Raw genomic sequence first — 26145 nt, 5'->3', positions numbered from 1 at the left:
CGCGGGCGCCGGGCCGGCGCCCGCCGCATGGGCGCCGGGCTCGCGGTGTGCGGGCCTCTACGGCCGCGTGTCGCCGGCCACATTCACGTGACACCCTGAGGAAACGATGAGCAACGTTCAGCAAGGCATTCTGGCTCCGATCGATGCGGCGGCCCGATACCTCACTTTCACGATCTCGAACGAGGATCAGGTCGCGGCGGCACTGAGCGCGCTGCGCGAAGCCGTCGACGGCCGCGACACGGTGATCGGCATCGGGCATTCGCTCGCGGCCCGCATCGGCCGGCCGGTCGACGGTTTGACAGCCTTTCCCGAGATGTCCGCGAACGGCGTCGCGGTGCCCGTCACGCCGGCCGACCTGTGGGTCTGGCTGCGCTCCGACGATCGCGGCGAAATCACGTTGCGCGCGCGCCGGATCGAGCGCCTGCTCGCGGCCGCGTTCGAATTGCAGAGCGCGGTCGACGCGTTCCGCTATGGCGACGATCTCGACCTGTCCGGCTACGAGGACGGCACCGAGAACCCGACCGGCGACGATGCATTCGACACGGCGTTCGTCGCCGGGCAGGGGGCAGGGCGCGATGGCGGGAGCTTCGTTGCGGTGCAGCAGTGGCTGCACGATTTCGACAGGATGGAAGCGATCCCGTCGGACGAGATGGACAACATCATCGGCCGCCGCAAAGCGGACAACGAAGAGCTGGATGACGCGCCGCCGTCTGCGCACGTGAAGCGCACCGCGCAGGAGAGCTTCACGCCGGAGGCGTTCATGCTGCGCCGTTCCGCGCCGTGGTCGGATGCGCGCCGCGCCGGACTGTATTTCGTCGCGTTCGCGCACTCGTTCCGTGCGTTCGAGGTGCAGATGCGGCGCATGCTCGGTGCGGACGACGGAATCGTCGACGGGCTGTTCCGCTTCACGCGTCCGCTGACGGGCGCGTATTTCTGGTGTCCGCCGATGAAGGACGGGAAGCCGGACCTGTCTGCGCTCGGCCTCTGAGCATCGCGCGTGCGAAATACGGACGCGGCCGGGTGGTGGTTCCCGCCCTCCGCGGCCGTCACTGGCGGTTGCGTGTGAATCGATCGCGATCGCATCGCGGATGCCGCCGCGTGTCTCATGAGCCGAAATGGCGGATTTGACCAAGAGCCGGCCGCTGTGCGAATGCGAGAATCATTTATGCTTTCCATGTTGCACTGCGATATGACACAAGACAGACCGGCGACGGAGCCCCTGCTTTCCGGATAGCCGACAATCGCGGCCGGATGGAGAGACCTGGATGGAAGACGATGCACACCTGATGAATGCCGTCAGCGAATTCAACTGCGCGTATGTGCGGCTGGCACAACGTTTGTTGCTGGCCGATCGCGAGCACGGCAAATTGATGCTCGGCATTTCCGACGAAACCGCTGACGCGGTCATCGGCCTGACGCCCGAGCATGCCGATCGACTGGCCGACGGCACGGCGCTCGTCTGCCGTTTCCGGAGCGATATGCCCATCGGCCGCGGGTGACGGCGCGAGGCGGCTGATTCTGCGATCTTGCGAGGGGGAGGCGGCCGGCCTTGATTGTCGTACGATCCCCGGCGCAGGAACCCGGTTCGGGCCGTGAGGCTCCGCTTTGCCCGGGTGCCTTCCAGGCGGATGCCCGAACCCTGATGTGCCGTTCCATATATCTAACGAAACAGCGTTTCACCTTGAAGTGACGGATAAAAAAAAGCCGACCGGTTACCGGTCGGCGGAACAGGTTCTGACATCACGAGGTAAGAGTCAGAACCAGGCCGGGAAATCAGCTCATTCGAGCATCAACTCGAATTTGAGCGATTCGGGTGAGGCGATTATATAGGGCAAGGTCGCGTTGTAGGAATGTTAACGCCCTGTCGGGTTCGGACAATCCGCGTGTAATGCCGGCCAATGAAATGCCATTTCCGATGCCGGTTGAGATTTATCGAGCATGACGATTACGTGGAGATGTGTTGCGCCCAGGTCGCGGGCGACCGATGCCGGCATGTTGCGAAGTGATGAATTGTGTTTTTCTCAAAAAAATAATTGCGATTTTTTTTGATCGGGACAGGTTGAGGCCCAATGTCATGTCAGGCGGATGGCGTGGCCGGTGGTGAGTGCACACGGATGCTTCCGTCATGGTTTGTGTTATCCGCCATGCGCCGGCTGTTTTTAGAATACTTGTTCTATCTGCGCGCAGCGTGCCGGCGGCGGCGCAGTGCTTGCCAGACAGGCGATTGACTGCCAGGGCGGTGCCGGGCAAGAGAGCCGGAATGCGTTTGTGACAACACCCGCGCAACGGTTGCAGGCGCGCGCGCTTTGCAATGGCGGCGACTTGAAATCGTCTTGTCAAGTGGCGACTTCGAATGTTGAGAAAATTAAAGTAGTGCTAACGAACGTCGAATGAAATTCGGTTGGCGATAGAATTGCATGAAAAGTGATTGATTTCATTGATATTGACGTTCGAGTTGCTCAAATGGGGTGCTGCCGCGCGGGCGGTGAAGGGTTGTTCTTATCCGTCATAACCTTGTCTATGTCGGACAGCATTGTCAACAATATTTCATTGGGGGATATGATGTGGGTGAATATGAGATAACCCATGGCGCGAACGCGGCGAACTAACATATAAGCGTCGGTGGCTTGAGAGAAAACCAAAGAGTCGGGGGCGATGCAAGTGAACGCAAATGATCAACGAATTATCGTTATTTTCCTGAGCACCGGATTTTCCTTGGCGGAGGCCGGGCGCGTGGTGGAAGTTTTCAATCTGGCGAACCGATTGCAGACTTTCTACACCGCCTACAATTTGCAGTTCCTCTCCGCGAGCGGCGGACTGCTCCAGTCGTCGACAGGCGTTCAAGTTGCTACCGATGCGTTGGGCGACGATCATTGCCGGCGCGTTTACGCATTCTTTCACCTGCACGGCGATTTTGCGCCGGCGGTCTGGAGCGAGGTTTTTTCCCGCCGCCTGCGCGAGATCGAGGCGAATGCCCGCATGATCGTCGTCGGAGCGAATCTTGCGGCAATCGCGAATTCGAAGCGGGTGTCGGCGCCGGATCACGCTGTCCGGATTTCCACGTCACCCGCGCGGGAAGACGTGTATGAAGCAGCAATGTCTCTGGTCGAGTACGACCTCGGCGAGTCGGCGGCCCGCGAGATTGCCCGGAGCATGTCGCGCTCCACTGACGAGCAATTCGTCCAGTCGGCCTGGGCTGTCCGCGAATTGAGTGCAAGCCCGTCGATCCGGACTTCGTTGCAGCAGCTGAGAAATGAAAGCACCGGTCGCATTTCGATCGCGAATGCGGCACGGGCCGTTGCGATGAGCGAGCGCAATTTCCTTCGACGCTTCAAGAGTGAAATCGGCGTTACGCCGACGGAATTCGTGCTGAACGTGCGTCTCGAGCGTGCGTGCCACATGCTGATTCATACCACGCTTCCCGCGGACAAGGTCGCGCGGCGTGCGGGGCTCGGCAGCGGCGAGCGCCTTGCGAAGCTGTTTCGCCAGCGGATGGCGATGTCGCCGACCGAATACCGTGCGGCAGAGCGGGATCGGATTGCGAATGTCGGCATCAGTCTTACGTGGGCCACGTTGGGCATGCAGCTGTGCGGCATGGCGCGCTAGAAAGAAGGCGTTGGAACACCTTTTAGTGCCGCAGCTGGATTTATATGCAGCGACGCAAAACGGTTGTGTTGATGCCCGTTACGTAACGAATTTCGATTGCGTGTTACGTAACGTGTTCCGGCTCGTGCTCTGTCTGGTGCCATGGAAATGGATGCCAGCAAGCCGTTGCGAGCAGAGGCTCTCTCGGAGGTTCAACGCCTACAGCGCGAATTGAAGAAGGTAACGATGGAGCGCGACATCCTAAAAAAATCGCTCGGCTACTTTGCGAAAGACCCGGAGTGAAGTACGCCTGGATAGCTCGGCAGCGTGGTGTCTGGCCGACTGGGGTGATGTGCCGGCTGCTCGGCGTCTCGCATAGCGGCTTCTATGAATGGTTTGGCCGCGCCCCCGGCAAACGCGCACAGGAAAATTCCCGGCTTATCCGCATGGTTCGAGAAAGTTTCGAACTGAGCGACAGGACCTATGGAAGCCCTCGCGTCTGGCATGATTTGCGTGCGGCCGGCGAATGGTGCGGCGTGAATCAGGTGGCCCGATTGATGAAACTTGCGGGACTGTGATAGGGCGATTTCGTCTTCTTCATTCCGACATCTTACGATTCCGCTCCGTCAACGTGACAGTGCTTGCACAGGCCGGCGCGTTGTTCGACACGCCTGCCGCAACGCACGGCCGCCTCGATATACTCGTCGACAATGCGGCGGCGACCCCGTATTTCGATGACCAACGCGTTCGCGTTCGAATGCGCGCCGGCAATTCTTTTTCCAGGAGTGTGTGCAACATGAAAGTCGTTTCTTCCCGTCTCGCGGGCAAGTGCGCGTACGTCACGGGCGCATCGGGCGGCCTCGGCCGCGCGATCGCCCGTCGCATGGTCGAACAGGGGGCGCGGGTGTTCCTGACCGACGTGGTCGACGCGGCCGTGCTCGACGCGTTCGTGCAGGAGCTCAACGACGGGCTCGACGCGCCGGTCGCATTCGGCGCGGTGCAGGATGTGCGCGACGAGGCGCGCTGGGAGGCGCTGCTCGCGCAGGCGAACGACGTGATGGGCGGCCTGTCGGTGCTCGTCAACAACGCGGGCGTGGGCTCGAGGGGCACGGTCGAGCAGATCGAGCAGAACGAATGGCGGCGCGTGATGGAGATCAACGTCGAGAGCATCATGCTCGGCTGCAAGCATGCGCTGCCGTATCTGCGCGCGAGCCAGCCCGCGTCGATCATCAACATCTCGTCGGTCGCGGCATTCAAGGTCGAGCCGGAGTTCACCGCCTACAACACGTCGAAGGCCGCCGTCGCGATGCTGACCAAGTCGGTCGCGATCGACTGCGCGCGCCAGGAGATCGACGTGCGCTGCAACTCGATCCACCCCGCCTTCATCCGCACGGGGATCGTCGAGCCGCTGTTCCGGCAGCTCGGCGAGCGCGACGCGACGCGCAAGCTCGCGCGCGGCATCCCGATGCGGCGGCTCGGCGAGCCGGACGACGTCGCGCATGCAGTCGTCTATCTGGCGTCCGACGAGAGCCGTTTCGTCACGGCGGCGGAGCTGGTGATCGACGGCGGCATGCGCGCGGTCTGACGCTGATGCGGCATGCCGCGCGGCGTGTGGCGCATGCCGCATCGCGCGTGCGCCGGCATGGCGCCGCGCGCCGTCATTCGCCCTGTTCGGCGCGCGCGAAGATGTCCCAGCTCGCCATGAACAGCGCGGCGACGAGCGGCCCGATCACGAAGCCGGTGATGCCGAACAGCGCCATGCCGCCGAGCGTCGAGATCAGCACGACCCAGTCCGGCATCTTGGTGTCCTTGCCGACGAGGATCGGGCGCAGCAGGTTGTCGACGAGCCCGATCACACCGACGCAGAACGCGACCAGGATCACGCATTTCACGATCTCGCCGATCATCAGGAAATAGAGGGCGGCCGGCACCCACACGAGACCCGCGCCGATCGCGGGCAACAGCGACAGGAAGGCCATCAGCGAGCCCCACAGCACCACGCCCTGAATGCCGAGAATCCAGAAGATCAACCCGCCGAGCGCGCCCTGCACGAGCGCGACCGCGATGTTGCCCTTCACGGTCGCGCGCACGACCGTCGTGAATTTCGTCAGCAGCAACTGCTTGTGCTCCTCGTCGAGCGGCAGCGCGCGGCGCACGCGGCGGCCGATCTCGCCGCCGTCGCGCAGCAGGAAGAACACCAGGTACAGCATCACGCCGAAGCTCACGATGAACTGGAACGTGTTCTGGCCGATGCTGAACGCCTGGGTCGCGACGAACTGGCTGATCTGGCCGGCACCGTCGGTCAGCTTCCGCTGGATGCCGGGGAGGTCGGTCAGCCCGTATCGGCCGAGCAGGCGCTGGATCGAAGCCGGCAGCGCATGGACGACCTCCTGGAAATAGTGCATGTAGTTCGGCGGGGCGTTCTTGAGCTCCTGGTAGATGAACGCGATCTCCTGCACCAGCGTGGCCGCGACGAACACGAGCGGCAGGATCACGACCAGCACGACCAGCGACATCGTGAGGAGTGCGGCGAGATTGCGCCGCTTGCCGAAGCGGGCGGCGAGCCAGCGCTGGACCGGCATGAACAGGATCGCCAGAATGGTCCCCCAGAAGACCGCGCCGAAGAACGGCGCGAGAATCCAGCAGAGCCCGACCGTGACGACGAACAGCAGGAGATGGAAGAATTTTTGATGGTCGTGTCCGCTAACCATGGTGTCGTTCGCGTGTCGGATGGGAATGTTTCGGTATCCGGGCGGCATGCCCGGCTCGGCCAGAACCGGAGTATGCCCGCAAAGGCATGACCGTCATAGGCGTGTGTCGCGCCGGGCGCCACATGAAAACGCCGCGGCCGAAGCCGCGGCGTTGCCGGGATGCGGGCGCGGTGCGGTCAGCGGCGACTCAGGAGCGCGCCCGCGACGAGCGCGAGGCCGGCGACGACGCCCGCCGTCTTCCACGGATTGTCGCGGACGACCTGCGATACGCGCCCCGCGGAGTCGCGCAGCGTCCCCGTCGCAGCGTGCGACGCGTGGTCGAGCGAGCGGCGGGCGTCGGCGAGGCGATCCTGCACGCGTTGCTGCAAGGTCGCGGTGTCGCCGCCGCCGTCCTGCTTCAGCAACGCTTCCAGTTCGTCGACCAGCGCGCGCAGGTCGGCATGGATGTCGTTCGCGGCCGTGCGCGTGGTGCGCGCGACGTGACGGCCGGTGCGGCGGACTTCGGAGAGGCCTCGGTCAAGCTTGTATTCGACGGTGTCGGTCAGCGCCATGGTAGTTGTTCTCCTGATGAATCGAGCCAGTTTGAAGATAAGACGGATCGCTGCAACCAGTCTGATTCCCGCGGCCCGGGCGAGTTTCGCGACGCGCGGCCTTTTGTCGGCCGGTTGCGCGCACAGCCTTGCCGCATCTGGCCTGGCGGGTTTGGATTTTTTTATGCGCGCCGCACGCGGCCGGATCGCGCGGAGGCGGATTCACGCGGCGGTTTGAACGAATGCGGTAAAAATGACGTTGCCTGGCGATGAATCGGTAAATTCGATTGATTTCTGATCGCGCGTGGCAGCCAAGTCGCTTCACCCGTCGAGCGCGATGTCGATCAGAACCGGATCGTGATCCGACGAACGGTATGCGTCCGGCGCGTAGTAGCGGGATTGCTGATCGGCTGTCTTGTAATCCGGCGTGTATTGCAGCGCGACCGGCTCGTCGGCATTGATGTGCCATTCGTGCACGGCCTTGACGCGGGCGGCGAGCGCCGGCGTCGCGAGCGCATGGTCGAGGTAGCCCGCCTCGCCGCCATACACGAAGCTGTAGGCATCGTCGCCGACGAAGCGCGCGACGAGATTCACGTAGCTGCGCGCCTCGAGCGCGCGAATCGGGTCTTCCTTCGCGTAGCTGTTCAGGTCGCCGATCAGCAGCACGCCGTCCGATACGGCCCCCGTCGGCCCGCGCGCGAGCCAGTCCGCGACACGCGTGGCGGCGCGCACGCGGGTCGCATTCCAGCAGCCCTGGCCGTCGCGCTGATCGAGATCGGCGCCCGCCGCGTTCGGGCAGTTCTTCGATTTGAGGTGGTTGACCGCGACCGTGACCGCGCGCGTGCCGCCGATGCGCCGGAATGTCTGCGCGAGCGGCGGGCGGCTCAGGTTGCCGATCGCGAGCGTCGCGGCGCGCCCGGTCGGCTCGACCGCCTGGCTGTCGTACAGCAGCGCGACCGCGATCGCGTCCCCGCCGAGGCGCGCGCTGCCCGGTTCGACGACGCGCCAGCCGGCGCCGAGTCGCGATGCGAGGCGGCGCACCGCGCTCGTGTCGCCATAGCCGTTGTTCGCGACTTCCATCAGGCCGATCACGTCGGCTCGCAGCGCACGCAGCGCGGCGACGGTCTTGGCTTCCTGTCGCGCGAACGCGGCGGGCGTCTTCGCGCCGCGATTGCCGGGCGCGTCGAAGCCGCCGCCGCGGCCGTCGCCGTTGAAGTAGTTCAGCACGTTGAACGCGGCGACGCGCACGTCGGCGCCGGGGTGCCGCGCGGGCGCATCGCTCCGCGGATTGGTCGCCGCGTGGAATGCGGGGGGCGCCGCGCCCGGCACCGGTTGCAGCCGCCATGCGTGGTAGCGCATCTCCAGCACGCCCTCGACACCGCTCGCCGTATAGCCGGCGCGCAGCGTGTTCGCGGCGCTGAGCCCGGGCGACGGGTAGGGCACCGTGGCGGGATTCTGTCTGCTCGACCCGTCGTCGAGGACGATTCGGTTGCGCGCGTTGGCGTCGGCCTGCGCGCCGGCCGACGCCGGCATGGCGAGGTGGGTCGGCGCGCGGAGCCGGCCGTTGCTGAGCAGAAGGCTGCCGTAGCGGCCCAGCTCCCAGGTCTCGCTGACCGTGAGCGTCTGCGGCAGGCGCACGAACATGCCCTCGTGCGCACGGAATACCGACGGGTGCGCGACGGGCAGCGTGAGCGTCGCCGGCGTGACGGTCCGGCCGCGCGCGCAGACCGCGATTGGCCCGGACAGCGTGAGTTGCGTCTGGCCGTATTTCTCGTCGAGCGTGCCGGTGACATGCACGAGATCGCCGGCGGTTGCGCGCGCTTTCGGCGCGTACACGAACAGCCCGTCCGACACGCCGGGCCGCCGCCGCTGCGCGTCGGCCTGCTGCACGAAGAAACCGCCGAAGCCGTCGGCACCGCCGAAGTCCGCCGTGACGACGGCCTCGATCGACACCGTCTGTCCGGCCCGCGGCGAAGGGCCGTCGTCACCCCTGAGATCGGCGATCGGCGTGCTGGCGCCGCCGCAGCCGCGGCTGACCGGCGGCGCCGTTCTGACGGGAGGTGCGGCGCTGGCCGGCGGCGCGGCTATGCCGGCCGAGGCCCAGGCGGCGAGAGAGACGGCGAGTGCGAACAATGGCAGCAAGGCAGGCATGGCGCGATCCGGACGAGTGGAAGGGGGGAGTTCGGTCACGCATGTTGACGGGAAAGTGTCATGAATCGGCCGGATTATGCCGTCCGGCCGAGGCGGCATCGCCGCCTCGCGGCTATCGCCAGGATTGAAAAAGCCTATTGGGGGATGCGTGCGACTGCGCCTAGATTAATAAGCACGGCGCCGGGCGCATCGCGCCTCGTGCATCGTTCCCCACAATCATCGGCCCGGCTCGGCGCTCGGCCGCGCCGGCGTGTATGGAGGCGCAGATGGCTCAGCTCAAAGGCAGCAAAACCGAAGAGAACCTGAAGTACGCGTTCGCGGGCGAATCGCAGGCGAACCGGCGTTATCTGTATTTCGCGTCGAAGGCGGACGTCGAAGGCCAGAACGACGTCGCCGCACTGTTCCGCTCGACCGCCGAGGGCGAAACCGGGCATGCGCACGGCCATCTCGAGTATCTCGAAGCGGTCGGTGATCCGGCGACCGGCCTGCCGTTCGGCTCGTCGCGGCAGAACCTGCAGTCGGCGATCGCCGGCGAGACCCACGAATACACCGACATGTATCCCGGCATGGCGAAGACCGCGCGCGAGGAGGGTTTCGAAGAGATCGCGAACTGGTTCGAGACGCTCGCGAAGGCCGAACGCAGTCACGCGAACCGCTACACGAAGGCGCTCGACGCGCTCGTCGACTGACCCGGGAAGCGCCGGCATCCGGTTCCGGCGCGCCGGCTGTGGCACCGCGCGTGCCTGCCGTCGCCGCGCCGCGGCGGCGCGTGGCTTGCCGCATGGCGCGAGCGGCGTGCCGGCGCGCGCATTTTCGTCCTGCTGGAGCGTCCCATGCCACACAAGGAAGGCAGTCTCGAAGCCCCCACCCGGCATCCGCTCGACTGGCAGTCGGACACGTTCTACGATCAGGAGGCGATCGACGCCGAGATGACCCGCGTGTTCGATATCTGCGCGGGCTGCCGGCGCTGCGTGTCGCTGTGCGGCGCGTTCCCGAAACTGTTCGACCTGGTCGACGAGACGCCGACCGGCGATATCCATGAAGTGCAGAAGGCGGCGTTCGCACAGGTGGTCGACCAGTGCTATCTGTGCGATCTCTGCTACATGACGAAGTGCCCGTACGTGCCGCCGCACGCGTGGAACGTCGACTTCCCGCACCTGATGCTGCGCGGCAAGGCGGCGCGTTACCGGCGCGGCGAGGTGCCGCTGCGCGACAAGGTGCTGTCGAACACCGACGCGCTCGGCTATTTCGCGGGCATTCCGATCGTCACGCAGACGGTCAACGCGGTAAATCGCACGCCACCCGCGCGCCACGCGCTCGAAGCGGCGCTCGGCGTCGATCGCAGCGCATGGCTGCCCGAGTTCGCGCCGCGCAAGTTCCGGCGCGCCGCGACGCCCTCGGGCGGCCATCCGGTGCGCGACGGCGCGCGCACGCCGGGCAAGGTCGCGATCTACGCGACCTGCTACGTCAACTTCAACGAGCCGGGCATCGGCCACGACCTGCTCGCGATCCTCGCGCACAACGAGATTCCGTACGAGCTGGTGACGCGCGAGGCGTGCTGCGGGATGCCGCTGCTGGAGCAGGGCAATCTGGCCGGCGTCGCGGCGAAGAAGGCGCAGAACATCCCGGTGCTCGAACGCTACGCGCGCGAAGGTTATGCGCTGATCGGCGCGATCCCGAGCTGCGTGCTGATGTACAAGAGCGAGCTGCCGTTGATGTTTCCGGACGACGACGCGGTGCGCGCCGTCGCCGACGCGTTCTGGGATCCGTTCGAATACGTGATCGCGCGGCATCGCGACGGCCTGTTGAAGACCGATTTCAAGACCGGTCTGGGCACGGTTTCGTACCATGTGCCGTGCCATGCGCGCGTGCAGAACATCGGCCGCAAGACCGCCGACGTGCTGTCGCTCGTGCCGGAAACGCGCGTGAACGTCGTCGAGCGCTGCTCGGGGCATGCGGGCACGTTCGGCGTGAAGAAGGGCTTCCACGCGGACGCGATGCGGATCGGCAAGCCCGTGTTCAAGGCGATGGCCGAGGCCGCGCCCGACTATGTGTCGTCCGACTGCGCGCTCGCCGGCCACCACATCGTGCAGGGCATCGACGAGGGCGGGCTGCCGCAGGCACCGCTCGCCCATCCGCTGACGCTGCTGCGCCGCGCATACGGCATCTGAGCTCCGCTTCGCCAAGGACGCGCCATGACGCTCACTCGTGATTCCCTGCTGACGCTCGAAGCGTACGCGAAGATCCGCAAGGCCGAGCATGCCCGGCTCATCGAGCACAAACGGCGCCGCGCGGTGCCGCTCGGCAATCATCTGCGCTTCCTGTTCGAAGACGAAACGACGATCCGCTACCAGATCCAGGAGATGCTGCACATCGAGAAGATCTTCGACGAGGCGGGCATCGACGGCGAGCTGGGCGCGTATCTGCCGCTCGTTCCCGACGGCACCAACCTGAAGGCGACGATGCAGATCGAATACGAAAACGAGATCGAGCGCCGCGCGGCGCTGTCGCGGCTGATCGGTGTCGAGGATCGCGTGTTCGTCCAGGTCGACGGGCATGCGCCCGTCTATGCGATCGCCGACGAGGATCTGGCGCGCGACACCGCCGAGAAGACCTCCGCCGTGCATTTCGTGCGCTTCGAGCTGAGCCCGCCGATGCGCGAGGCGCTCAGGGGCGGCGTGCCGCTGTCGATCGGCTGCGATCATCCCGGTTACACGGTGCCGCCGCAGCCGGTCGATCCCGAGGTGGCCGCGTCGCTCGCGGCGGATCTGCGCTGAGCCGGGCGGCTGTTCACACGCGGGGCGTCGCTGGCCGGCGCGCGAGCGCAGCAGCGCCCCCGCATGCGCCGGGTGCGCGCTCGCGTCCCTCCGGTCAGTGCTGCGCGTCCCGCCAGCGGCCGGGCGCGACGCCGAAGCGCCTGGAAAACGCGTGCGTGAACGCGCTCTGGTCCGCGAAGCCGACTTCGCAGGCGACGTCCGCGAGCGTATGCCGCCCGTCGGCGAGCAGGATCACGGCGGCGTCGAGCCGCAGCCGTTGCAGATAGCGGTGAGGGGTTTCGCCGAACGCGTCGACGAACAATTGATGAAAGCGGCGCATGCCGAAGCCGCAGTGCGCGGCGAGATCGGCGATCCGCAGCGGTTCGGCGAGCCGCGCGCGCAGCCAGCGGTCGATGCGCGCGAAATCGAGGCCCGACACCGGCGCGGCGATCCCGCTGTCGCCGACGAGCGCGCCGCACAGCCGCGCGGCCGCCTGCCATTGGAAGCGGTGCGCGGCGGCCCGCTGCGCGTCGCCCGCCGCGTCGTCGAGCCGTGTCGCGGCCGCCGCGACCTGTGCGACGAGCGTCGTCAGGCCGGGATCGATCGTCACGGCGCGCGCGGTGTCGAACAGGCGCTGCGGCACCGCGAGCGACGCGGCCGGCAGGTCGAGCACCAGTTGGCAGTTCTCGCCGAGGCCGGCGTAGTCGTGCCGCGCACCGGCCGGAATCAGCCAGGCGGCATGCCGGTCGATGCGCTGGCCGACACCGTCCACCGACATCACCATCGCACCGTCGATGCCGAGCACGACCTGATGAAAGTCGTGGACGTCAGACGCTTCCGATGCGCCGTAGCGGCGCAGCGCGATAGCCGGAGACGGGATGCGTTCCATCGGGAGAACGGTGCGGACCGCGTCAGACGTCGAGCAGCTCGACTTCGAAGACGAGCGTCGCGTTCGGCGGAATCACGCCACCTGCGCCGCGCACACCGTAGCCGAGTTGCGGCGGGATCGTCAGACGACGCACGCCGCCGACTTTCATGCCCTGCACGCCTTCGTCCCAGCCCTTGATGACCATGCCGCCGCCGAGCACGAACGCGAACGGATCGTTGCGGTCCTTGCTCGAATCGAACTTCTGACCGTCGGTCAGCCAGCCGGTGTAGTGCACGCTGACCGTCTGGCCCGCGCTGGCCTCGGCGCCGGTGCCTTCGGTCAGGTCTTCGTATTTGAGGCCCGATTCCGTCGTGATGACTGACATGACTTGCTCCTGAGTGTGTTGGGGGGAAACCGGTATTGTAGGGGAGTGGGCGGGCCGATGCTGCACGACGGTGCATGGCGGCGGCCGTCCTGCGTGAATGGCCGGGTTTCTTCAGGCCCTGTTTCCATCCGTAGCGGCGCGACAACCGCCGCGAGAGTGTTGCGCGGGCGCGTCAATGGCCGATGTCTGAGGATTGGGCAAAGCCGACCGGGTTGGCACGCGAGCGCGCGTGCGCCGCGCCGCGCCGATCCGGCGCGATATCGGCATGGCCGGGCCGTGCTCGCGCGCTCTCCCGCGCCGCCCGGCCATGTCCGGCCGCACCCTCTTTCCTGCCGGGCGGGCCGAGCGTTCGCGCCCCGCTTGCGGCGCGTCGCCGGGATCGGCTGCTCGCGTTCGCCGCGCGGCGCCACCGGGAAAACACCCATCTAGTCGCGACTCGCGGGCATCGTTATACCGCTCAGGGCAGGCTTCGGTTGGCCAGGCGGGATGCAGGGTATTTTATTCAGACGGATTTCCGGCCAATATGTCGGTTCAAACGCCTGGCCTGCCGCACGTCGAGCAATTGGCAAGCCGAAGCGCGATACCAACGCTAAGCGGGGAACAACGATGGTTGCAAAATCACCCGAGACGGCCAGCGGGTCGGCATCTGCCGCACGCGGCGACGACGTGCCGCTCGCGTCGATCACGGCGCCGGAAGCGGGGCGGCGGCTGTTCGTGATCGCGCGTTCGCCCGAGGAATCGCTGCTCGAGCAGTTGCGCACGCTCGGCTGGGACATCACCGTCGCGAAGACGGCGGGCGCGGCGCAGAACATGACGGCCGGCGCAGGCGTCGCCGCCGGTCTCGTCGATTTCACGGGCTTTAGCGCGCGCGATTTTCCGGCGCTCAAGGGGTGCCTGAGCCAGTCGGCGATCGGCTGGATCTCGATCGCGAGGGCCGGCGCGTCGATCGGCCCGGCGGTGCGCGAGCTGATCCGCAGCTATTGTTTCGATTACGTGACGCTGCCGCTCCCGTACGAATGGATCTCGCACGTGCTCGGGCATGCGCGCGGCATGGCCGCGCTCGATCGCGTGGACGGCGCGGCCTATGCCGCGTCGATCGGCGAGCACGGGATGATCGGCAACTGCGAGGCGATGCAGCAACTCTTCAGCACGATCCGCAAGGTCGCGAAGACCGACGCCAGCGTGTTCATCTCCGGCGAGTCCGGCACCGGCAAGGAGCTGACCGCGCTCGCGATCCACGAGCGCTCGGCGCGCAGCAAGGGGCCGTTCGTCGCGATCAACTGCGGCGCGATTCCGCACCATCTGCTGCAGTCCGAGCTGTTCGGCTACGAACGCGGCGCGTTCACCGGCGCGAGCCAGCGGCGCGCGGGCCGCATCGAGGCCGCGAACGGCGGCACGCTGTTCCTCGACGAAATCGGCGACATGCCGCTGGAAGCGCAGGCGAGCCTGCTGCGCTTCCTCGAAATCCGCAAGATCGAGCGGCTCGGCGGCAACGAATCGATGGCCGTCGACGTGCGGATCGTGTCGGCCACGCACGTCGATCTCGACGGCGCGGTGCAGGACGGGCGCTTCCGCTCGGACCTCTATCACCGGCTGTGCGTGCTGCGGATTCACGAGCCGCCGCTGCGTGCGCGCGGCAAGGACATCGAGATCCTCGCGCATTACGTGCTGCAGAAACACAAGAGCGACAGCGGCCGCAAGATCAGCGGCTTCACGTCGTCGGCGCTCGACGCGATGCGTCGTTACGAATGGCCCGGCAACGTGCGCGAGCTGATCAACCGGGTGCGGCGCGCGATCGTGATGGCCGAGAGCCGGCTCCTGACGCCGCACGACCTCGGCCTCGAGACGCCGGGCGAAAGCGAGCCCGTGACGCTCGAGCAGGCGCGCGCGATGGCGGAGCGCACCGCGATCGAGAACGCGCTGTTGCGCAACGATCACCGGATCAACAAGGCCGCGGCGGAACTGGGCATCTCGCGGGTCACGCTCTACCGGATGATGATCGAGCACGGCCTGAGCGACAACGGGGACAACGGCGGGAAGGAAGTCAAGGACGGCAAGGACGGCGACCCGCCGGACGACGCAGGCCGCCAGCAGGTCGGCTGAGCGGCGCTCACCGGTAGGTCCAGAGCCGGTGCAGCACGAACGTCACCGGGGGCACGAAAAGAACGACCGCGACGATGCTCCACGCGGCAGCGAGGCCCAGCGCCTCGGTGCCGCGGGCAAGCAGCATCGTCTCGACGAGGCCCGACAGCGCAACCGTCAGGAAGCGCAGCAGATTGCCCCATCGCACCGTCGCGGAGAAACTCCACAGCGTATTGGCCAGGTACGAGAACACCGTCGCGCAGACGAACGCCGCCGCGTTTGCGGCGACGGGCGTCGCATCGGCGAGCGCAAACATCGCGGACGCGATGAGCGCGTGAATCGCCGTCGAGCAGAGGCCCGACACGCCGAAGCGCACGAGCCGGTCGCGCTCGGCCGCATAGAGGGCGCGGATCATCGGCAGTCTCCGTGAGGCGGCGCGCGTCACCGCGCGGCGACCCGTTGGCGGGTCATCGTACGCCGCCGCGCGACGTCCGCACGGGCGGCGACCGTCGCGTGGCGCGCCGGATCGCGCGCGACCGGCAGCGTCGTCACCTTGCTGCGCGCCTGATAGCGGCGGCGCACGAGATACACGGGCCGCTCCTTCGATTCGTCGTAGATCCGTCCGATGTATTCGCCGACGACGCCGATGCCGATCAGCTCGATGCCGCCGATGAACAGCATCACCGAGATGATCGACGCGTAGCCCGGCACCGGATTGCCGAACACGAGCGTGCGCCCGACGATGAACGCGCCGTACAGGAACGCGAGCGCGGCGATGCCGAGCCCGATGTAGGTCCAGCTTCGCAGCGGCACGGTGCTGAAGCTCGTGATGCCTTCGAGCGCGAAGTTCCACAGCTTCCATCCCGAGAACTTCGAATGCCCGGCGCTGCGCGCCTCCCGCTGGTATTCGACGATCACCGTCCGGAAGCCGACCCACGCGAACAGCCCCTTCATGAAGCGCCGCCGCTCCGGCAGGCTGCGCAGCGCATTGACGACCTGGCGGTCCATCAGCCGGAAATCGCCGACGTTCTCGGGCAGTTTCACGTCCGACAGCGCGTTGTGCACGCGATAGTAGAGCGATGCGGCGGTGCGTTTCGCGAACGAGTCGCAGGCGCGGTCGCTGCGCCTGGCCGCGACCACCTCCGCGCCGTCGCGCCAGTGCGCGATCATCACCGGGATCAGGCTCGGCGGGTCCTGCAGGTCGGCGTCGATCGGGATCACCGCGTCGCCGAGCGCTTCGTCGATGCCCGCCGTCAGCGCCGCTTCCTTGCCGAAGTTGCGCGTGAGGTCGATCACGCGCACGCGCGGGTCTCGCGCGCTGACCGCGATCAGCCGGTCGAGCGTGTCGTCGCGACTGCCGTCGTTGACGCAGACGATCTCGAAGCGGATCCCGTCGATCCCGCTCATCAGCGGCAGCACGGCGTCGAAAAAGCGTCCGACGGCTTCGCCTTCGTTGTAGAAAGGCGCGACCAGCGAGATGAGCGGCTTCTGGATGTGCGCGTGCATGACGTTCCCCTGTAATGTCCGCTCTAGTCGCGGCTGCCGTGCGGCAGCCGCTGGCGGTCGAGTCGATGAAACCGCGGCGCCGGGTGGTGTGGCAGGGCGGCGTGCGTGAAGCCGGTGTCGGTCGCGCTGTCGTGCGCGTCCGGGAGGCAGGGCGCTTCGTGGCGTTCGTGCGCGATGCGTGCGAGCAGCAGCGCGAGCGACACGATCGTGACGAACGGCATGAACTGGAACCTCAGGTGCGTGACGACGAGAAGGCCCGCGAGCGGCGTCATCCACAGCAGCGCGAGCCATTCGCGGTCGAAGCGCCGCCAGCCGAGCGCGAACGCGTGACGCGCGTACCAGGCCATCACGAGCGCGTACCACGTGAGGTCGTAGTCGTACAGGTACGGGCTCACGAGCAGCGTCGCGCACGCGAGCGTCGCGGCGCGCAGCGCATAGGTGCAGCTGCCGCGCCACGCGTAGCAGACCGCGCCGATCGCGAACAGCGCGGACAGTGCCTGCAGCACGTCGCCGACGAATGGCGGCCAGCCGGCGAGCGTCGCCATCGCGAACGCGCTCGGCATCCGCGCGAGCAGCGCATGGCCGTCGCCGACGATCCGGTACGCGCCGGCGACGCCGTGCAGGAAGCCGAGCCACGCGCCCGAGCCGAACGCGAGCGTCGCGAGCGCGGCAGTGCCGGCGATCGTCGCGGCCCACGCGGCGAGCGCCCGCCATTGAGCGGCGCACAGCAGCGCGAGCGGGAACAGCGCGGCGAGCTGCGGCTTCATGGCCAGGCAGCCGAAGCAGACGCCGGCGGCGACGGGGCGGCGCTGCAGCAGCAACAGGCCGAGGCCGGCCATTGCCGCGGTCAGCAGGCTGTTCTGCCCGACGATCGCGGCGAGGAACGCGCCGGGGAAGGCGAACGCGCACAGCATCGCCGAGTGGCGATGCACGGTTGCGCCGACCGCCACGACAAACAGCAGATACGCGCTGCCGATCCAGAGCACGGCCGCGAGCGCGTAGGGCAGCCAGCCGAGCGGCGTCACCATCAGCAGCATCGCGGGCGGATACAGCCACGGCAGGCCGCCCTGCGTGCCGCGGATCGCGGGCACCGCCTGCTCCTGGATCGCGCGCAGCGCCGCGAAATGCCATGCATCGACCGCGCGGCCGTGCGCGGCGAGCCACGCGGCGCTCCAGGTCGGCGCGAAATCGAGCCCGAGCGGGCTCATGGCGGCGCCGTGCGGACCGAACAGGCGCACGACGTAGATGCCGACGAACAGCGCGTAGCAGCACAGCGCGATGCACGCGTACAGGCGCATGCGGCGCAGCGTGAGCCAGTGCGGGCGCCGCCGCGGGCCGGCCGCGGGCAGCTCGGGATGCGCGTCGAAGGCGGGCAGCGCGTGGCGGCCGGGAAGGCGGATGTGCATCACGGCCCCCGTGGTGCGAGCGCGGCGCGACGCACGACGACGAACAGCATCGTGAGCAGCACGAGCGGTCCGATCTGGGGCAGATGCGCCGCGCGATTGAAGAACTCGAACATCGGCAGCAGCCAGGCGAGCAGGATCGCGCCCTGTTCGCCCGGCAGCCAGCCGTTTTCGAGGCCGTACGCGGCAACGCAGAAGATCGCGATGCCGAGCCATGCCAGTTCGTAATGCCACAGATAGGGCGTCGAGAGCAGGGCGGCGACCGCGAGCGCCGCGCCGCGCAGGCGCACGTCGTGCGTGCGGCGCCAGACGTGGCAGGCGGAAGCGGCCGCGACCAGCGCGACCGAGATCTGCGCCGCATACGCGGCCGGCATCGACGCGCCGGCGAGGCGCAGCACGGCGAACGGCGTCGGCGAGGCCCGCCAGTAGTCGACAGCCTGCGTCAGCATGATTTCCCGCACCGTCGACATGCCGTCGAAGAACCCGTGCAGCGCGGCGCTGCCGCAGAGCGCCGCGCTTGTCGCGACGAGCAGCACCGTGCCGGCCGCGGCGGCGGCGAACGCGCGCCACGCGCGCGCGGCGATCAGCACGAGCGGAAACAGCACGGCCATTTGCGGTTTGACCGCGAGCAGGCTGATGAGCAGCCCCGCGACCACGGGCCGCCGCTCGAGATGGCGAAGCGCGAACGCGGCGATCGCGGCGGTCAGGATCGCGTTCTGCCCCGCCACGGCGGCGGTGAACACGCCGGGGAACGCCAGCACCGCGAGCGCGGCGAGGCGCGGTTGCGGCAGGTGCGCGCGCAGCCCGGACAATCCCGTGACGGCACGCGCATAGCATAGAAAGCTGCCCGCGAAAAAGAGGAGGAGGGCGGGCAGAAACGGCACGAAAGCGAGCGGCGCGACGAGCAGCAGCATCGTCGGCGGATACAGCCACGGCAGGAAGCCGCGATGGAGATAGGGGCCGAACCGTGTCAGTTCGGCGTGCGCGAACTGTCTGAAATCGTAGATCGACGCGACCTGGCCATGCAGCGTCAGGTCGGATGCCGTCCAGAACACGGCGAAATCGATCGCGGGCCGCGCCGCGCTGTCGGCGCTGAAGCCGTGCGTCGTCCATGCCCACGTGCCGAGCGTGACGAGGCAGAGGAACAGCATCGCGCAGCTGTACGGCACGATCCGTTCGGCCGTCAGCCAGTAAGCAGTGCGCCACGTGTCATGGCGCGATCCCCGATTCGCTACGTACATGATGTCCTGCCTGCAGTGGGGGCCGCGATGTCGCTGCGGCCCGAACCTGTGTTGTGGTGTCGTCCGGACATCGAAGCATGTTCGCTTTCTGGCATCGTCCGGCCATTCGTTGCATTCATTGTTAGAAAAAAACGCGCGCCGATGCAAACCGGCGCCGGGTTCACCAGGCGTTTAAAAACGTCCGGCGACGGAAAAACGGTCTCTCGGCAGGCCGAAATCGCCGTTCGGCGCGCATTCGTGTTACGGACCTGAAACATTTCGCGATTCGGGGTGATGCAAACCTGCACACTGATCGCGTCGGGCCGCTCGAGGGGGGGACTGGGGAAAATCCCGAGAAAATTCTTTGCGCCTTGCCTGACGGGGCTTTGCGGCGGTTGCCGGCGCGCCGCCGAAGCGACGGATGTATCAGAAGCGTAACTTTCCGCCTGCCGGACCTGCCGCGCACGCAGGCCGTCTCGCCCGACACCCTTGTGCCGTCTGGGTTCGCATCGAGCTGGCCCGCTCTTTGCGAAAGAGAGCACGCGGAAGTCGACGACGTGACGACCGGCCGATCCAGACAATCAACAAACTCAGGATCGAAGCCGGCGCGGCCCACGGGGTTCGAGTCCGGAGCGCGGGAGGGTAGTCAGCGCAACCGGATTCACTGGGCAGTCGCCGTCTGACCAGCGGGAGGCCGGCTTCGTCCGGCAGCCGATAGAAAACAGATGACGCAAGTCGGGGGTAACAAAAATGATTGACCAGAGCACGTCGCGGCACGCGAGCCGCAACCGCAGCGCCACGGCACCTCGCCGGGCGGCTGCTCTTCATTCGCCAGGACGGCGTGCGTCGTCCGGCATCCAGGCCGCTTCGGGCGGCCGGCGCGTCCGGCTGATCGCCACGCACGCGCAGCCAGCACGATCTTCCGCAGTCATCGAATCGGCCCGCAAGGGAATGTGCGCCCGTGCGCCGGTGCCGCTTCGTCCAATCTTCGCGTTCTGAGTTTTTTGTAGCAGTGGCAGCAAGCCCCGAGCCAATGGGTGGCAAGGGATTTTATTTAGTCGTCCAAAAGGAGAAATACCATGTCGAAGATCATCCTGAAAGTCAAGCAATTCCTCCGTGACCAAGACGGCGTGACCGCCATCGAGTACGGCCTCATCGCCTCGCTGATCGGCGTCGCCATCATTGGCGGAGCCTACACCGTCGGTACGGATCTGAACTCCGTGTTCACCAAGATCGGCGGCGATCTTTGAGCGCACCGACGGACGACTCACCGGTTGATTCGTCCGTCATTTTTTCCAAGGGCGATGACGTATACGGTACTCGGCGAGGAGCATGTCATGGTGTCGACATATTTTTCTGAAGCACTGAACGGCTTGTTCGAATTGATTGCATCCGTGCGTGATGCACGGTGCGTGAGCGATGAGCGGGGCGTGACGGCGATCGAGTACGGTCTGATCGCGTCGTTGATCGGGGTAGCGATCATCGGCGGAGCCTATGTGGTGGGAACCGACCTCAACTCGGTTTTCAGCTCCATCGCGACAGACCTGTAACGCGCATACGTGAAGCGCCATCCGGCATTCCGGCCATGACGGCGGAATGCGTATCGGCGGACCCGGTGCTCATGTACTGCGGCTCTAGAAAAGAACGGAGATCGCCATGCAAACCAGTGTGCACGTGATCAGGGAGTGGATCGGCGAAGAGCAGGGGGTGACGTCGATCGAGTATGCGCTGCTCGGCTCGCTGATCGCGATCGCCGTCCTGGGCGGCATCTATACGCTCGGTGGCTCGCTTGGCGACCTTTACGACAACCTGGCGTCGCGGGTCACCGCCGCGATGTCCTGAATCCGAATTCCTGATGACGAGGTCCGCCATGTTGCCAGTCGCGCCGCCGCATCCGATTCCGCTGTGCGTCACCGTGCTCGTGATCATCGCAGCCAGCACGGACATCACCAGCCGCCGGATTCCGAATCGCCTGATCGCGATCGCACTCGCAGGCGCGCTGATCGCGCAATGCATGCTGCGCGGCGTCGGCGAAGGCTCGATCGCGTGGCTGGCGGGCGCCGTGACCGGCCTGTTGCTGCTGCTGCCGCTCTACCTGCTGCGCGGGATGGCGGCGGGCGACGTCAAGCTGATGCTCGCGATCGGCGCGTGGGTGGGACCGGCGCTGACGACCTGCATCGTGCTCGCGACGTTCGTGGCCGGCGGCATCTGCGCGCTGGCGGTCGTGATCTGGCGGGGCCGCGTGCTGCAGTTGTTCGCAAACGTTCGCGGCCTCGCGATGCACGCCGCGATCCGCCGGCAAGCCGGCGCGGCGGGCACGACGGCGCAGGCCGAGTCGGTGGGCGCGTTGCCGTATGGCGTCGCGATCGCCGTGGGGACGATGAGCATGTTGTTCGCGGCGTCCGTGTGACACGGGCCGGATACCGCATACGGAGCGATCATGAACGAAGACCATACGGAATCGCGACGCGACGCGCAGATCGCCCATCTGCCCGATCCGGCGCCGTCTCGCGAGTCGCATACGAAGCGCTTCCCGCGCATGCCGCGTGCGCCGCGCACGGTGGCCGACACCGGGCTGAGCGAGACGTTTCTCGCGGGGCTGGTGCTGAAGTCCACGCTGATGCACGGGCGTTCGGAGTACGGCGACCTGATCGAGCGGCATTGCCTGCCGATCTCGGTGCTCGACGACGTGCTCGCGTTTCTCGTGCGCGAGCATCTCGTCGAGATCACGCATCGCGGCACGACCGACCTCGACGTGTCGTTCCGGCTCACCGACGCGGGCCGCGTGCTCGCGATCGAGGAAAAGGCGCGCAGCAACTACGGCGGCCCGGCGCCGGTGACGCTCGACGCATACCTCGAGATCATCGCCGCGCACTCGGTGCGCAAGCTGCGCATCTCGCGCGACGAAGTGATGGCCGCATTCGAGGGCATGGTGTTCGACGCCGCGTTGCTCGACGCCGCGGCCGCGTCGCTGAATTCGGGGCGGCCGCTCCTGATCCACGGGCCCGCCGGCAGCGGCAAGACGTACTTCGCGGAGCGGCTCGGTTCGCTGATGCGCGGCGAGGTGCCGGTGCCCTACGCGATCTACGCGGCCGGCGAGGTCATCCAGATCTACGACCCGCTGGTGCACGTCGATGCGGAAGTGCAGCCGGAAGGCCAGTCGGTGGACCGCCGCTGGCGCCTCTGCGAGCGCCCGATCGTGATGTCGGGCGGCGAGCTGACGCTCGACGAGCTGGAACTGCGGCGCGACGAAGGGTCGGGCTTCTACCAGGCGCCGCCCCACGTGAAGGCCAACATGGGGATGTACATCGTCGACGACCTCGGCCGCCAGCGCGTCGAGCCGCGCGACCTGCTCAACCGCTGGCTGCGGCCGCTCGATCGTGGCATCGACCTGCTGACGCTCGGCACCGGCAACCGCTTCATCGTGCCGTTCGACGTGTGGCCGGTGTTCTCGAGCAACATCGCGCCGTCGCAGTTCGGCGACGACGCATTCCTGCGCCGCCTCGGCTCGAAGCTCTACGTCGGCCCGCTGGAGATCGAGGACTACCACGCGGTGTTCGACGCAATGTGCGGGACGCTCGGCCTCGTGCCGGCCGCCGACGCGTTCGATTATCTCGCGCACAAGCTGCACCTGCCGACCGGCAAGGCATTCCTCGCCTGTTTCCCGGGCGACCTGCTGCGTCTCGTCGCGGCGTCGGCGCGTTATCGCGGCGACCCGCCCGAAGTCACGCATGACGCGTTGCACGAGGCGTGGACCGCGTACTTCGGCTCCGCGCCCGAACGCGAGAGCCCGCATCCGCCGTCGGCCGATCGCATCGGCCGCACGCTGGTCTCCGGTTGAGCCGTTCCATTCATGATCTGTCGAGGAGCATTGCCATGAAAAACAGTCGCGCAATCACGATGCTGGTCATCGCCATGGTGGCGGGTCTCGCCGCCGTCGCATTCGCATCGCGCTGGCTCGTGAGGACGTCCTCCAGCGCCGTCACGCAGGTCGCCGTCGCGGCCACCGACCTGAACCTGGGCGAGCCGCTCGGGCCGAACCAGATCCACGCCGTCAGCTGGCCGACCGCCAGCGTGCCGCCCGGCTCGTTCAACGACGTGAAATCGCTCGAAGGGCGCGTCGTGCGCACGAGCCTGTCGCGCGGCGAGCCGGTGCTCGAGTCGAAACTCGCGCCGCTCGGCACGAAGGGCGGGCTGTCCGCCGTGATCGGCGCGGGCAACCGTGCGATCACGGTGCGCGTCAACGACGTCGTCGGCGTGGCGGGCTTCGCGCTGCCGGGCAACTACGTCGACGTGATCGTCAACACGCAGGAACCGGGCAAGACTGACAACCAGCAGAGCATCTCGAAGATCGTGCTCGAGCACATCCTGGTGCTGGCCGTCGCGCAGCAGGTCAGCCGCGACGACACGGCGCCGAAGGTCGTCAACGCGGTGACGCTGGAAGTGTCGCCCGAACAGGCCGAGAAGCTCGACCTCGCGCGCAGCGTCGGCACGCTGTCGCTCGTGCTGCGCAACCAGATCGACAAGCAGACGATGAACACCGACGGCGCGACCAAGGTGACGTTGCTCGGCACGCCGGCAGCACCGGCAGCCGCGCCTGCGCCGGTTCGCGCCAAGCCCGTGCGGGTGCGGGTCGTGTCGCATGCGGCGCCTTCGGCGGGCCGTGACTGCATCGGTGTGCTGAGCGGCGTCAGGGGCAGCGTCGAGTGCTTCTGAATTCATCAACAAGACGGGAAGTATCCAGGCCGTTCGCGATGCGCGGCGACCTTTGACAGTCAAGCCCGGCGTTTCGCCGGGAACTCGGGGGATCAGACGAAATGAAGATCAAACCGCAAACTTCTGGAGCCGGGCCGGCGCGCCTGCGCGCATTCCACGGCACGATGGTGGTGGCGATGCTCTGCGCCGGATGGTTCAACGTCTACAGCGCGGTCGCGCAGGAAGGCGCGGAAGCCGGCGCCCTCGTCAAGGGCGGCGCCGCAACGGCGCCCGCCGCGATGGGCAAGGGGCCGATGCAGATGACGATCAGCATGACGCCGGTTCCCGCCGCGGGGGCGGCGGGCGCGGCGGCGGCCTCCGGGCCGCTGCGGGGTCCGAACTGCGTCGGCGCCGTGCGTGAGTCGACGTCGGTGAGCGTGCCGCTCGGCAAGTCGCTGCTCGTGCCGATGCCCGAGGCGGTCCGCAACCGCACGATCGGCAATCCGGCCGTCGCGCAGGCGACGATGGTGTCGCCGCAGACGCTCTACATCCTCGGGCTGTCGGTCGGCACGACCAACATGATCGTGCAGGGCAGGAGCGGCGCGTGCCGGATCATCGACGTGGCGGTCGGCGCCGACGCGGGCGGGCTTCAGGCGTCGCTCGCGCAGCTGATGCCGAACGAGCGCGACATCCACGTGTCGACCGCGGCCGACACGATCGTGCTCGCCGGCAACGTGTCGAACTCGCAGGCCGCGCAGCAGGCGGCGGCGATCGCGAAGGCCTACGCCAATGCCGGCAACGGCGGAAGCGGCGGAAACGGCGACAGCGGGAAGGTCGGCAACGTGCTCAACATGCTGAGCGTGACGGCGCCGCAGCAGGTGATGCTCGAGGTGAAGGTCGCCGAGGTGTCGAAGACGCTGATCAACCAGCTCGGCTCGGCGTTCAACATCCAGGGCGGCTTCGGCTCGTGGAGCGGCATGCTGGTGAGCAGCCTGCTCGCCGGCGTTGCGAACGGTATCGCGGTCAGCAAGGCGAACAACAAGCCGTTCAACGTCGCGGTCGACGCGCAGGACACCGACAACCCCGTCAAGATCCTCGCCGAGCCGAACCTGGTGACGATCAGCGGCCAGGAAGCGACGTTCCTCGCCGGCGGCAAGATCTTCATCCCGGTGCCGCAGAGCAACTCGAACGGCGGCACGACGATCACGCTGCAGGAAGAGGAGTTCGGCGTCGCGCTGAAGTTCATGCCGACGGTGCTGTCGAACGGCCGCATCAGCCTGCGGGTCGCGCCGGAAGTGTCGGAGCTGTCGCAGACGGGCGTGACGCTCACCGCGACCAACATCAGCGGCCAGACCATCCTGCCGCTGATCACCACGCGGCGTGCGTCGACGACCGTGCAGATGGCCGACGGCGAAACGTTCGCGATCGGCGGGCTGATCAAGGACAACGCGGCGGGCACGCTGAAGTCGGTGCCGGGCCTCGGCGAGATTCCGGTGCTGGGCGCGCTGTTCCGCAGCACGTCGTTCCAGCAGGATCGCACCGAGCTGATCTTCGTGATCACGCCGCACCTGGTGAAGCCGCTGCAGACCGCCGACGTGCCGCTGCCGACCGACAGCTTCACGAAGCCGAACGAAGCGGACGTGTACGCGACCGGCAACATGGAAGGGCGCGGCGGCTTGCGCAAGCACGGCAAGCAGCAACAGCCCGCCAGCGACACTGCCCCGATGCCGCAGTCCCGGGCACCCGCTCCGGCGCCGACGCCGACGCCGGCTCCGGTTCCGCCGCAGGGCGAGCAGAGCGGCCCGGCAGCCGCGCTGCCGGCGCCGCGCGCCACCCAGCCGGCCGACGCGGCGGCGCAGCCAGCGACTTCGGTGATGCCGGTGCCGGTGCAGAACGTGTCCGCCCAGCCGCTTGCGATGGCCACCGCACACGCGCCGGTGACGGCGGCGCCGACGGCCCCCGCGCAGGCGCCTGTCGTGGCGGCTGCGGTGCCCGCGGCGGCGCCGGCACCAGAAGCTGCTGCTGCGGCAGCGCCCGCAGCCGAGGCACCGGCAGCCGCGCCAGCGGCGGAGTCCGCGCCGCCGGCAGTCAAGGCGCAGGATGACGCGACCGCGGCACGCATCGCACGCATCGAAGCGGCAGCGGCGCGGATCGCCGCGGCCAGCCAGGCCGGTTCGCACGGCACGACGAAGCATCGCGTGCAGCAGGTCGCCCGCTCGAGCGCGGCGCCGTCGTCCACCGATCACTGAGACA

At 67.3% G+C, this 26145-nt stretch carries 24 protein-coding genes and 1 pseudogene; 16 read left to right on the top strand and 9 right to left on the bottom strand.

Translation table 11 applies throughout. The annotated features are described in order from the left end of the window. The first annotated feature begins 106 nt into the window (after nt 1–106). From LIG30_RS05280 to LIG30_RS05265, 5 genes and pseudogenes are all read left to right on the top strand, one after another. Nucleotides 107–988, top strand: a complete 882-nt coding sequence (locus LIG30_RS05280) for a Dyp-type peroxidase (RefSeq protein ID WP_038710265.1) — start codon at nt 107–109, stop codon at nt 986–988. Nucleotides 989–1265: 277 nt separating this feature from the next. Next, a complete protein-coding gene (locus LIG30_RS05275; protein ID WP_038710264.1) occupies nt 1266–1499 on the top strand; it encodes a flagellar transcriptional regulator FlhD in 234 nt (77 codons plus the stop codon). 1156 nt (nt 1500–2655) lie between these two features. Then, entirely contained in the window at nt 2656–3606 is a 951-nt protein-coding gene (locus LIG30_RS05270; protein WP_083493913.1) for a helix-turn-helix domain-containing protein, read from the top strand. Between the two features lie 126 nt (nt 3607–3732). Then, nucleotides 3733–4160: pseudogene (locus tag LIG30_RS27605) on the top strand (IS3 family transposase); the annotation flags it as partial. A gap of 221 nt (nt 4161–4381) precedes the next feature. After that, on the top strand, nt 4382–5170 hold the full coding sequence (locus tag LIG30_RS05265) for an SDR family oxidoreductase (protein WP_038710262.1): 789 nt from the start codon (nt 4382–4384) through the stop codon (nt 5168–5170). 73 nt (nt 5171–5243) lie between these two features. On the opposite strand, the gene LIG30_RS05260 is transcribed toward LIG30_RS05265, so the two are convergent. From LIG30_RS05260 to LIG30_RS05245, 3 genes are all read right to left on the bottom strand, one after another. Then, nucleotides 5244–6296, bottom strand: coding sequence for an AI-2E family transporter (locus LIG30_RS05260; protein ID WP_038710261.1), 1053 nt, complete (start codon nt 6294–6296; stop codon nt 5244–5246). Between the two features lie 176 nt (nt 6297–6472). After that, nucleotides 6473–6847, bottom strand: a complete 375-nt coding sequence (locus LIG30_RS05255; RefSeq protein ID WP_038710260.1) for a DUF883 family protein — start codon at nt 6845–6847, stop codon at nt 6473–6475. 300 nt (nt 6848–7147) lie between these two features. Next, nucleotides 7148–8977, bottom strand: a complete 1830-nt coding sequence (locus tag LIG30_RS05245; protein ID WP_038710258.1) for an ExeM/NucH family extracellular endonuclease — start codon at nt 8975–8977, stop codon at nt 7148–7150. Nucleotides 8978–9243: 266 nt separating this feature from the next. Here LIG30_RS05245 and LIG30_RS05240 point away from each other — a divergent pair, with 266 nt between their 5' ends. The 3 genes from LIG30_RS05240 (at nt 9244) to LIG30_RS05230 (ending at nt 11754) form a co-directional block, all read left to right on the top strand. After that, on the top strand, nt 9244–9666 hold the full coding sequence (locus LIG30_RS05240) for a rubrerythrin family protein (protein ID WP_038710402.1): 423 nt from the start codon (nt 9244–9246) through the stop codon (nt 9664–9666). A 144-nt stretch (nt 9667–9810) separates the two neighbouring features. Continuing rightward, the gene (locus LIG30_RS05235; protein WP_038710256.1) at nt 9811–11148 is read left to right on the top strand and encodes a heterodisulfide reductase-related iron-sulfur binding cluster; all 1338 of its coding nucleotides are present in this window, start codon (nt 9811–9813) and stop codon (nt 11146–11148) included. A gap of 24 nt (nt 11149–11172) precedes the next feature. Then, on the top strand, nt 11173–11754 hold the full coding sequence (locus LIG30_RS05230; protein WP_038710255.1) for a DUF3501 family protein: 582 nt from the start codon (nt 11173–11175) through the stop codon (nt 11752–11754). A 94-nt stretch (nt 11755–11848) separates the two neighbouring features. On the opposite strand, the gene LIG30_RS05225 is transcribed toward LIG30_RS05230, so the two are convergent. Both LIG30_RS05225 and LIG30_RS05220 read right to left on the bottom strand, forming a co-directional pair. Next, nucleotides 11849–12622, bottom strand: coding sequence for an AraC family transcriptional regulator (locus LIG30_RS05225; RefSeq protein ID WP_038710252.1), 774 nt, complete (start codon nt 12620–12622; stop codon nt 11849–11851). Between the two features lie 22 nt (nt 12623–12644). Further along, a complete protein-coding gene (locus LIG30_RS05220) occupies nt 12645–12986 on the bottom strand; it encodes an FKBP-type peptidyl-prolyl cis-trans isomerase (RefSeq protein ID WP_038710251.1) in 342 nt (113 codons plus the stop codon). Between the two features lie 606 nt (nt 12987–13592). Between LIG30_RS05220 and LIG30_RS05215 the strand changes: the two genes are divergently transcribed. Continuing rightward, nucleotides 13593–15089, top strand: a complete 1497-nt coding sequence (locus tag LIG30_RS05215) for a sigma-54 dependent transcriptional regulator (RefSeq protein ID WP_038710250.1) — start codon at nt 13593–13595, stop codon at nt 15087–15089. A gap of 7 nt (nt 15090–15096) precedes the next feature. On the opposite strand, the gene LIG30_RS05210 is transcribed toward LIG30_RS05215, so the two are convergent. Genes LIG30_RS05210 through LIG30_RS05195 form a run of 4 tightly spaced genes read right to left on the bottom strand, consistent with a single transcriptional unit; the run spans nt 15097 to nt 19218 of the window. After that, entirely contained in the window at nt 15097–15483 is a 387-nt protein-coding gene (locus LIG30_RS05210; protein WP_038710248.1) for a GtrA family protein, read from the bottom strand. Between the two features lie 26 nt (nt 15484–15509). Next, nucleotides 15510–16574 (bottom strand): glycosyltransferase family 2 protein, encoded by a 1065-nt coding sequence (locus LIG30_RS05205; protein WP_038710246.1) that lies wholly within the window; start codon nt 16572–16574, stop codon nt 15510–15512. A 23-nt stretch (nt 16575–16597) separates the two neighbouring features. Beyond that, nucleotides 16598–17980: a glycosyltransferase family 87 protein gene (locus LIG30_RS05200; RefSeq protein WP_038710245.1), complete on the bottom strand. Its 1383-nt coding sequence runs from the start codon at nt 17978–17980 to the stop codon at nt 16598–16600. Then, nucleotides 17980–19218: a glycosyltransferase family 87 protein gene (locus LIG30_RS05195; protein WP_038710244.1), complete on the bottom strand. Its 1239-nt coding sequence runs from the start codon at nt 19216–19218 to the stop codon at nt 17980–17982. Before LIG30_RS05195 ends, LIG30_RS05200 begins: the two co-directional genes overlap by 1 nt. Before the next feature lie 1058 nt (nt 19219–20276). On the opposite strand from LIG30_RS05195, the gene LIG30_RS05190 reads away from it, so the two are divergent. The 7 genes from LIG30_RS05190 to LIG30_RS05160 all read left to right on the top strand — a co-directional run bounded on the left by LIG30_RS05190 (nt 20277) and on the right by LIG30_RS05160 (nt 26141). Continuing rightward, a complete protein-coding gene (locus tag LIG30_RS05190) occupies nt 20277–20447 on the top strand; it encodes a Flp family type IVb pilin (protein ID WP_038710242.1) in 171 nt (56 codons plus the stop codon). Nucleotides 20448–20570: 123 nt separating this feature from the next. After that, nucleotides 20571–20747, top strand: coding sequence for a Flp family type IVb pilin (locus LIG30_RS05185; protein ID WP_235510202.1), 177 nt, complete (start codon nt 20571–20573; stop codon nt 20745–20747). Nucleotides 20748–20853: 106 nt separating this feature from the next. Then, on the top strand, nt 20854–21039 hold the full coding sequence (locus LIG30_RS05180; RefSeq protein ID WP_038710239.1) for a Flp family type IVb pilin: 186 nt from the start codon (nt 20854–20856) through the stop codon (nt 21037–21039). 28 nt (nt 21040–21067) lie between these two features. Continuing rightward, the gene (locus LIG30_RS05175; protein WP_038710237.1) at nt 21068–21607 is read left to right on the top strand and encodes an A24 family peptidase; all 540 of its coding nucleotides are present in this window, start codon (nt 21068–21070) and stop codon (nt 21605–21607) included. Nucleotides 21608–21637: 30 nt separating this feature from the next. Continuing rightward, a complete protein-coding gene (locus tag LIG30_RS05170; protein ID WP_038710234.1) occupies nt 21638–23038 on the top strand; it encodes an ATPase in 1401 nt (466 codons plus the stop codon). 35 nt (nt 23039–23073) lie between these two features. Continuing rightward, a complete protein-coding gene (gene cpaB / locus LIG30_RS05165; protein ID WP_038710232.1) occupies nt 23074–23913 on the top strand; it encodes a Flp pilus assembly protein CpaB in 840 nt (279 codons plus the stop codon). Between the two features lie 101 nt (nt 23914–24014). Further along, nucleotides 24015–26141 (top strand): type II and III secretion system protein family protein, encoded by a 2127-nt coding sequence (locus LIG30_RS05160; protein ID WP_038710229.1) that lies wholly within the window; start codon nt 24015–24017, stop codon nt 26139–26141. The last annotated feature ends 4 nt before the right edge of the window (nt 26142–26145 follow it).

The sequence above is a fragment of the Burkholderia sp. lig30 genome, from assembly GCF_000687455.2.
Classification (GTDB): domain Bacteria; phylum Pseudomonadota; class Gammaproteobacteria; order Burkholderiales; family Burkholderiaceae; genus Burkholderia.
This window is presented reverse-complemented; position numbering and strand designations above follow the sequence as displayed.

Excerpts from the sequence above, each read along its gene's own strand:
- LIG30_RS05280 (WP_038710265.1), top strand. The coding sequence starts at position 107 with ATGAGCAACGTTCAGCAAGGCATTCTGGCTCCGATCGATGCGGCGGCC.
- LIG30_RS05180 (WP_038710239.1), top strand. The coding sequence starts at position 20,854 with ATGCAAACCAGTGTGCACGTGATCAGGGAGTGGATCGGCGAAGAGCAG.
- LIG30_RS05160 (WP_038710229.1), top strand. The coding sequence starts at position 24,015 with ATGAAGATCAAACCGCAAACTTCTGGAGCCGGGCCGGCGCGCCTGCGC.
- LIG30_RS05245 (WP_038710258.1), bottom strand. The coding sequence starts at position 8,977 with ATGCCTGCCTTGCTGCCATTGTTCGCACTCGCCGTCTCTCTCGCCGCC.
- LIG30_RS05255 (WP_038710260.1), bottom strand. The coding sequence starts at position 6,847 with ATGGCGCTGACCGACACCGTCGAATACAAGCTTGACCGAGGCCTCTCC.
- LIG30_RS05240 (WP_038710402.1), top strand. The coding sequence starts at position 9,244 with ATGGCTCAGCTCAAAGGCAGCAAAACCGAAGAGAACCTGAAGTACGCG.
- LIG30_RS05210 (WP_038710248.1), bottom strand. The coding sequence starts at position 15,483 with ATGATCCGCGCCCTCTATGCGGCCGAGCGCGACCGGCTCGTGCGCTTC.
- LIG30_RS05260 (WP_038710261.1), bottom strand. The coding sequence starts at position 6,296 with ATGGTTAGCGGACACGACCATCAAAAATTCTTCCATCTCCTGCTGTTC.
- LIG30_RS05175 (WP_038710237.1), top strand. The coding sequence starts at position 21,068 with ATGTTGCCAGTCGCGCCGCCGCATCCGATTCCGCTGTGCGTCACCGTG.
- LIG30_RS05265 (WP_038710262.1), top strand. The coding sequence starts at position 4,382 with ATGAAAGTCGTTTCTTCCCGTCTCGCGGGCAAGTGCGCGTACGTCACG.
- LIG30_RS05235 (WP_038710256.1), top strand. The coding sequence starts at position 9,811 with ATGCCACACAAGGAAGGCAGTCTCGAAGCCCCCACCCGGCATCCGCTC.
- LIG30_RS05215 (WP_038710250.1), top strand. The coding sequence starts at position 13,593 with ATGGTTGCAAAATCACCCGAGACGGCCAGCGGGTCGGCATCTGCCGCA.
- LIG30_RS05230 (WP_038710255.1), top strand. The coding sequence starts at position 11,173 with ATGACGCTCACTCGTGATTCCCTGCTGACGCTCGAAGCGTACGCGAAG.
- LIG30_RS05190 (WP_038710242.1), top strand. The coding sequence starts at position 20,277 with ATGTCGAAGATCATCCTGAAAGTCAAGCAATTCCTCCGTGACCAAGAC.
- LIG30_RS05275 (WP_038710264.1), top strand. The coding sequence starts at position 1,266 with ATGGAAGACGATGCACACCTGATGAATGCCGTCAGCGAATTCAACTGC.
- LIG30_RS05270 (WP_083493913.1), top strand. The coding sequence starts at position 2,656 with ATGCAAGTGAACGCAAATGATCAACGAATTATCGTTATTTTCCTGAGC.
- LIG30_RS05205 (WP_038710246.1), bottom strand. The coding sequence starts at position 16,574 with ATGCACGCGCACATCCAGAAGCCGCTCATCTCGCTGGTCGCGCCTTTC.
- LIG30_RS05195 (WP_038710244.1), bottom strand. The coding sequence starts at position 19,218 with ATGTACGTAGCGAATCGGGGATCGCGCCATGACACGTGGCGCACTGCT.
- LIG30_RS05225 (WP_038710252.1), bottom strand. The coding sequence starts at position 12,622 with ATGGAACGCATCCCGTCTCCGGCTATCGCGCTGCGCCGCTACGGCGCA.
- cpaB (WP_038710232.1), top strand. The coding sequence starts at position 23,074 with ATGAAAAACAGTCGCGCAATCACGATGCTGGTCATCGCCATGGTGGCG.
- LIG30_RS05200 (WP_038710245.1), bottom strand. The coding sequence starts at position 17,980 with ATGCACATCCGCCTTCCCGGCCGCCACGCGCTGCCCGCCTTCGACGCG.
- LIG30_RS05170 (WP_038710234.1), top strand. The coding sequence starts at position 21,638 with ATGAACGAAGACCATACGGAATCGCGACGCGACGCGCAGATCGCCCAT.
- LIG30_RS05220 (WP_038710251.1), bottom strand. The coding sequence starts at position 12,986 with ATGTCAGTCATCACGACGGAATCGGGCCTCAAATACGAAGACCTGACC.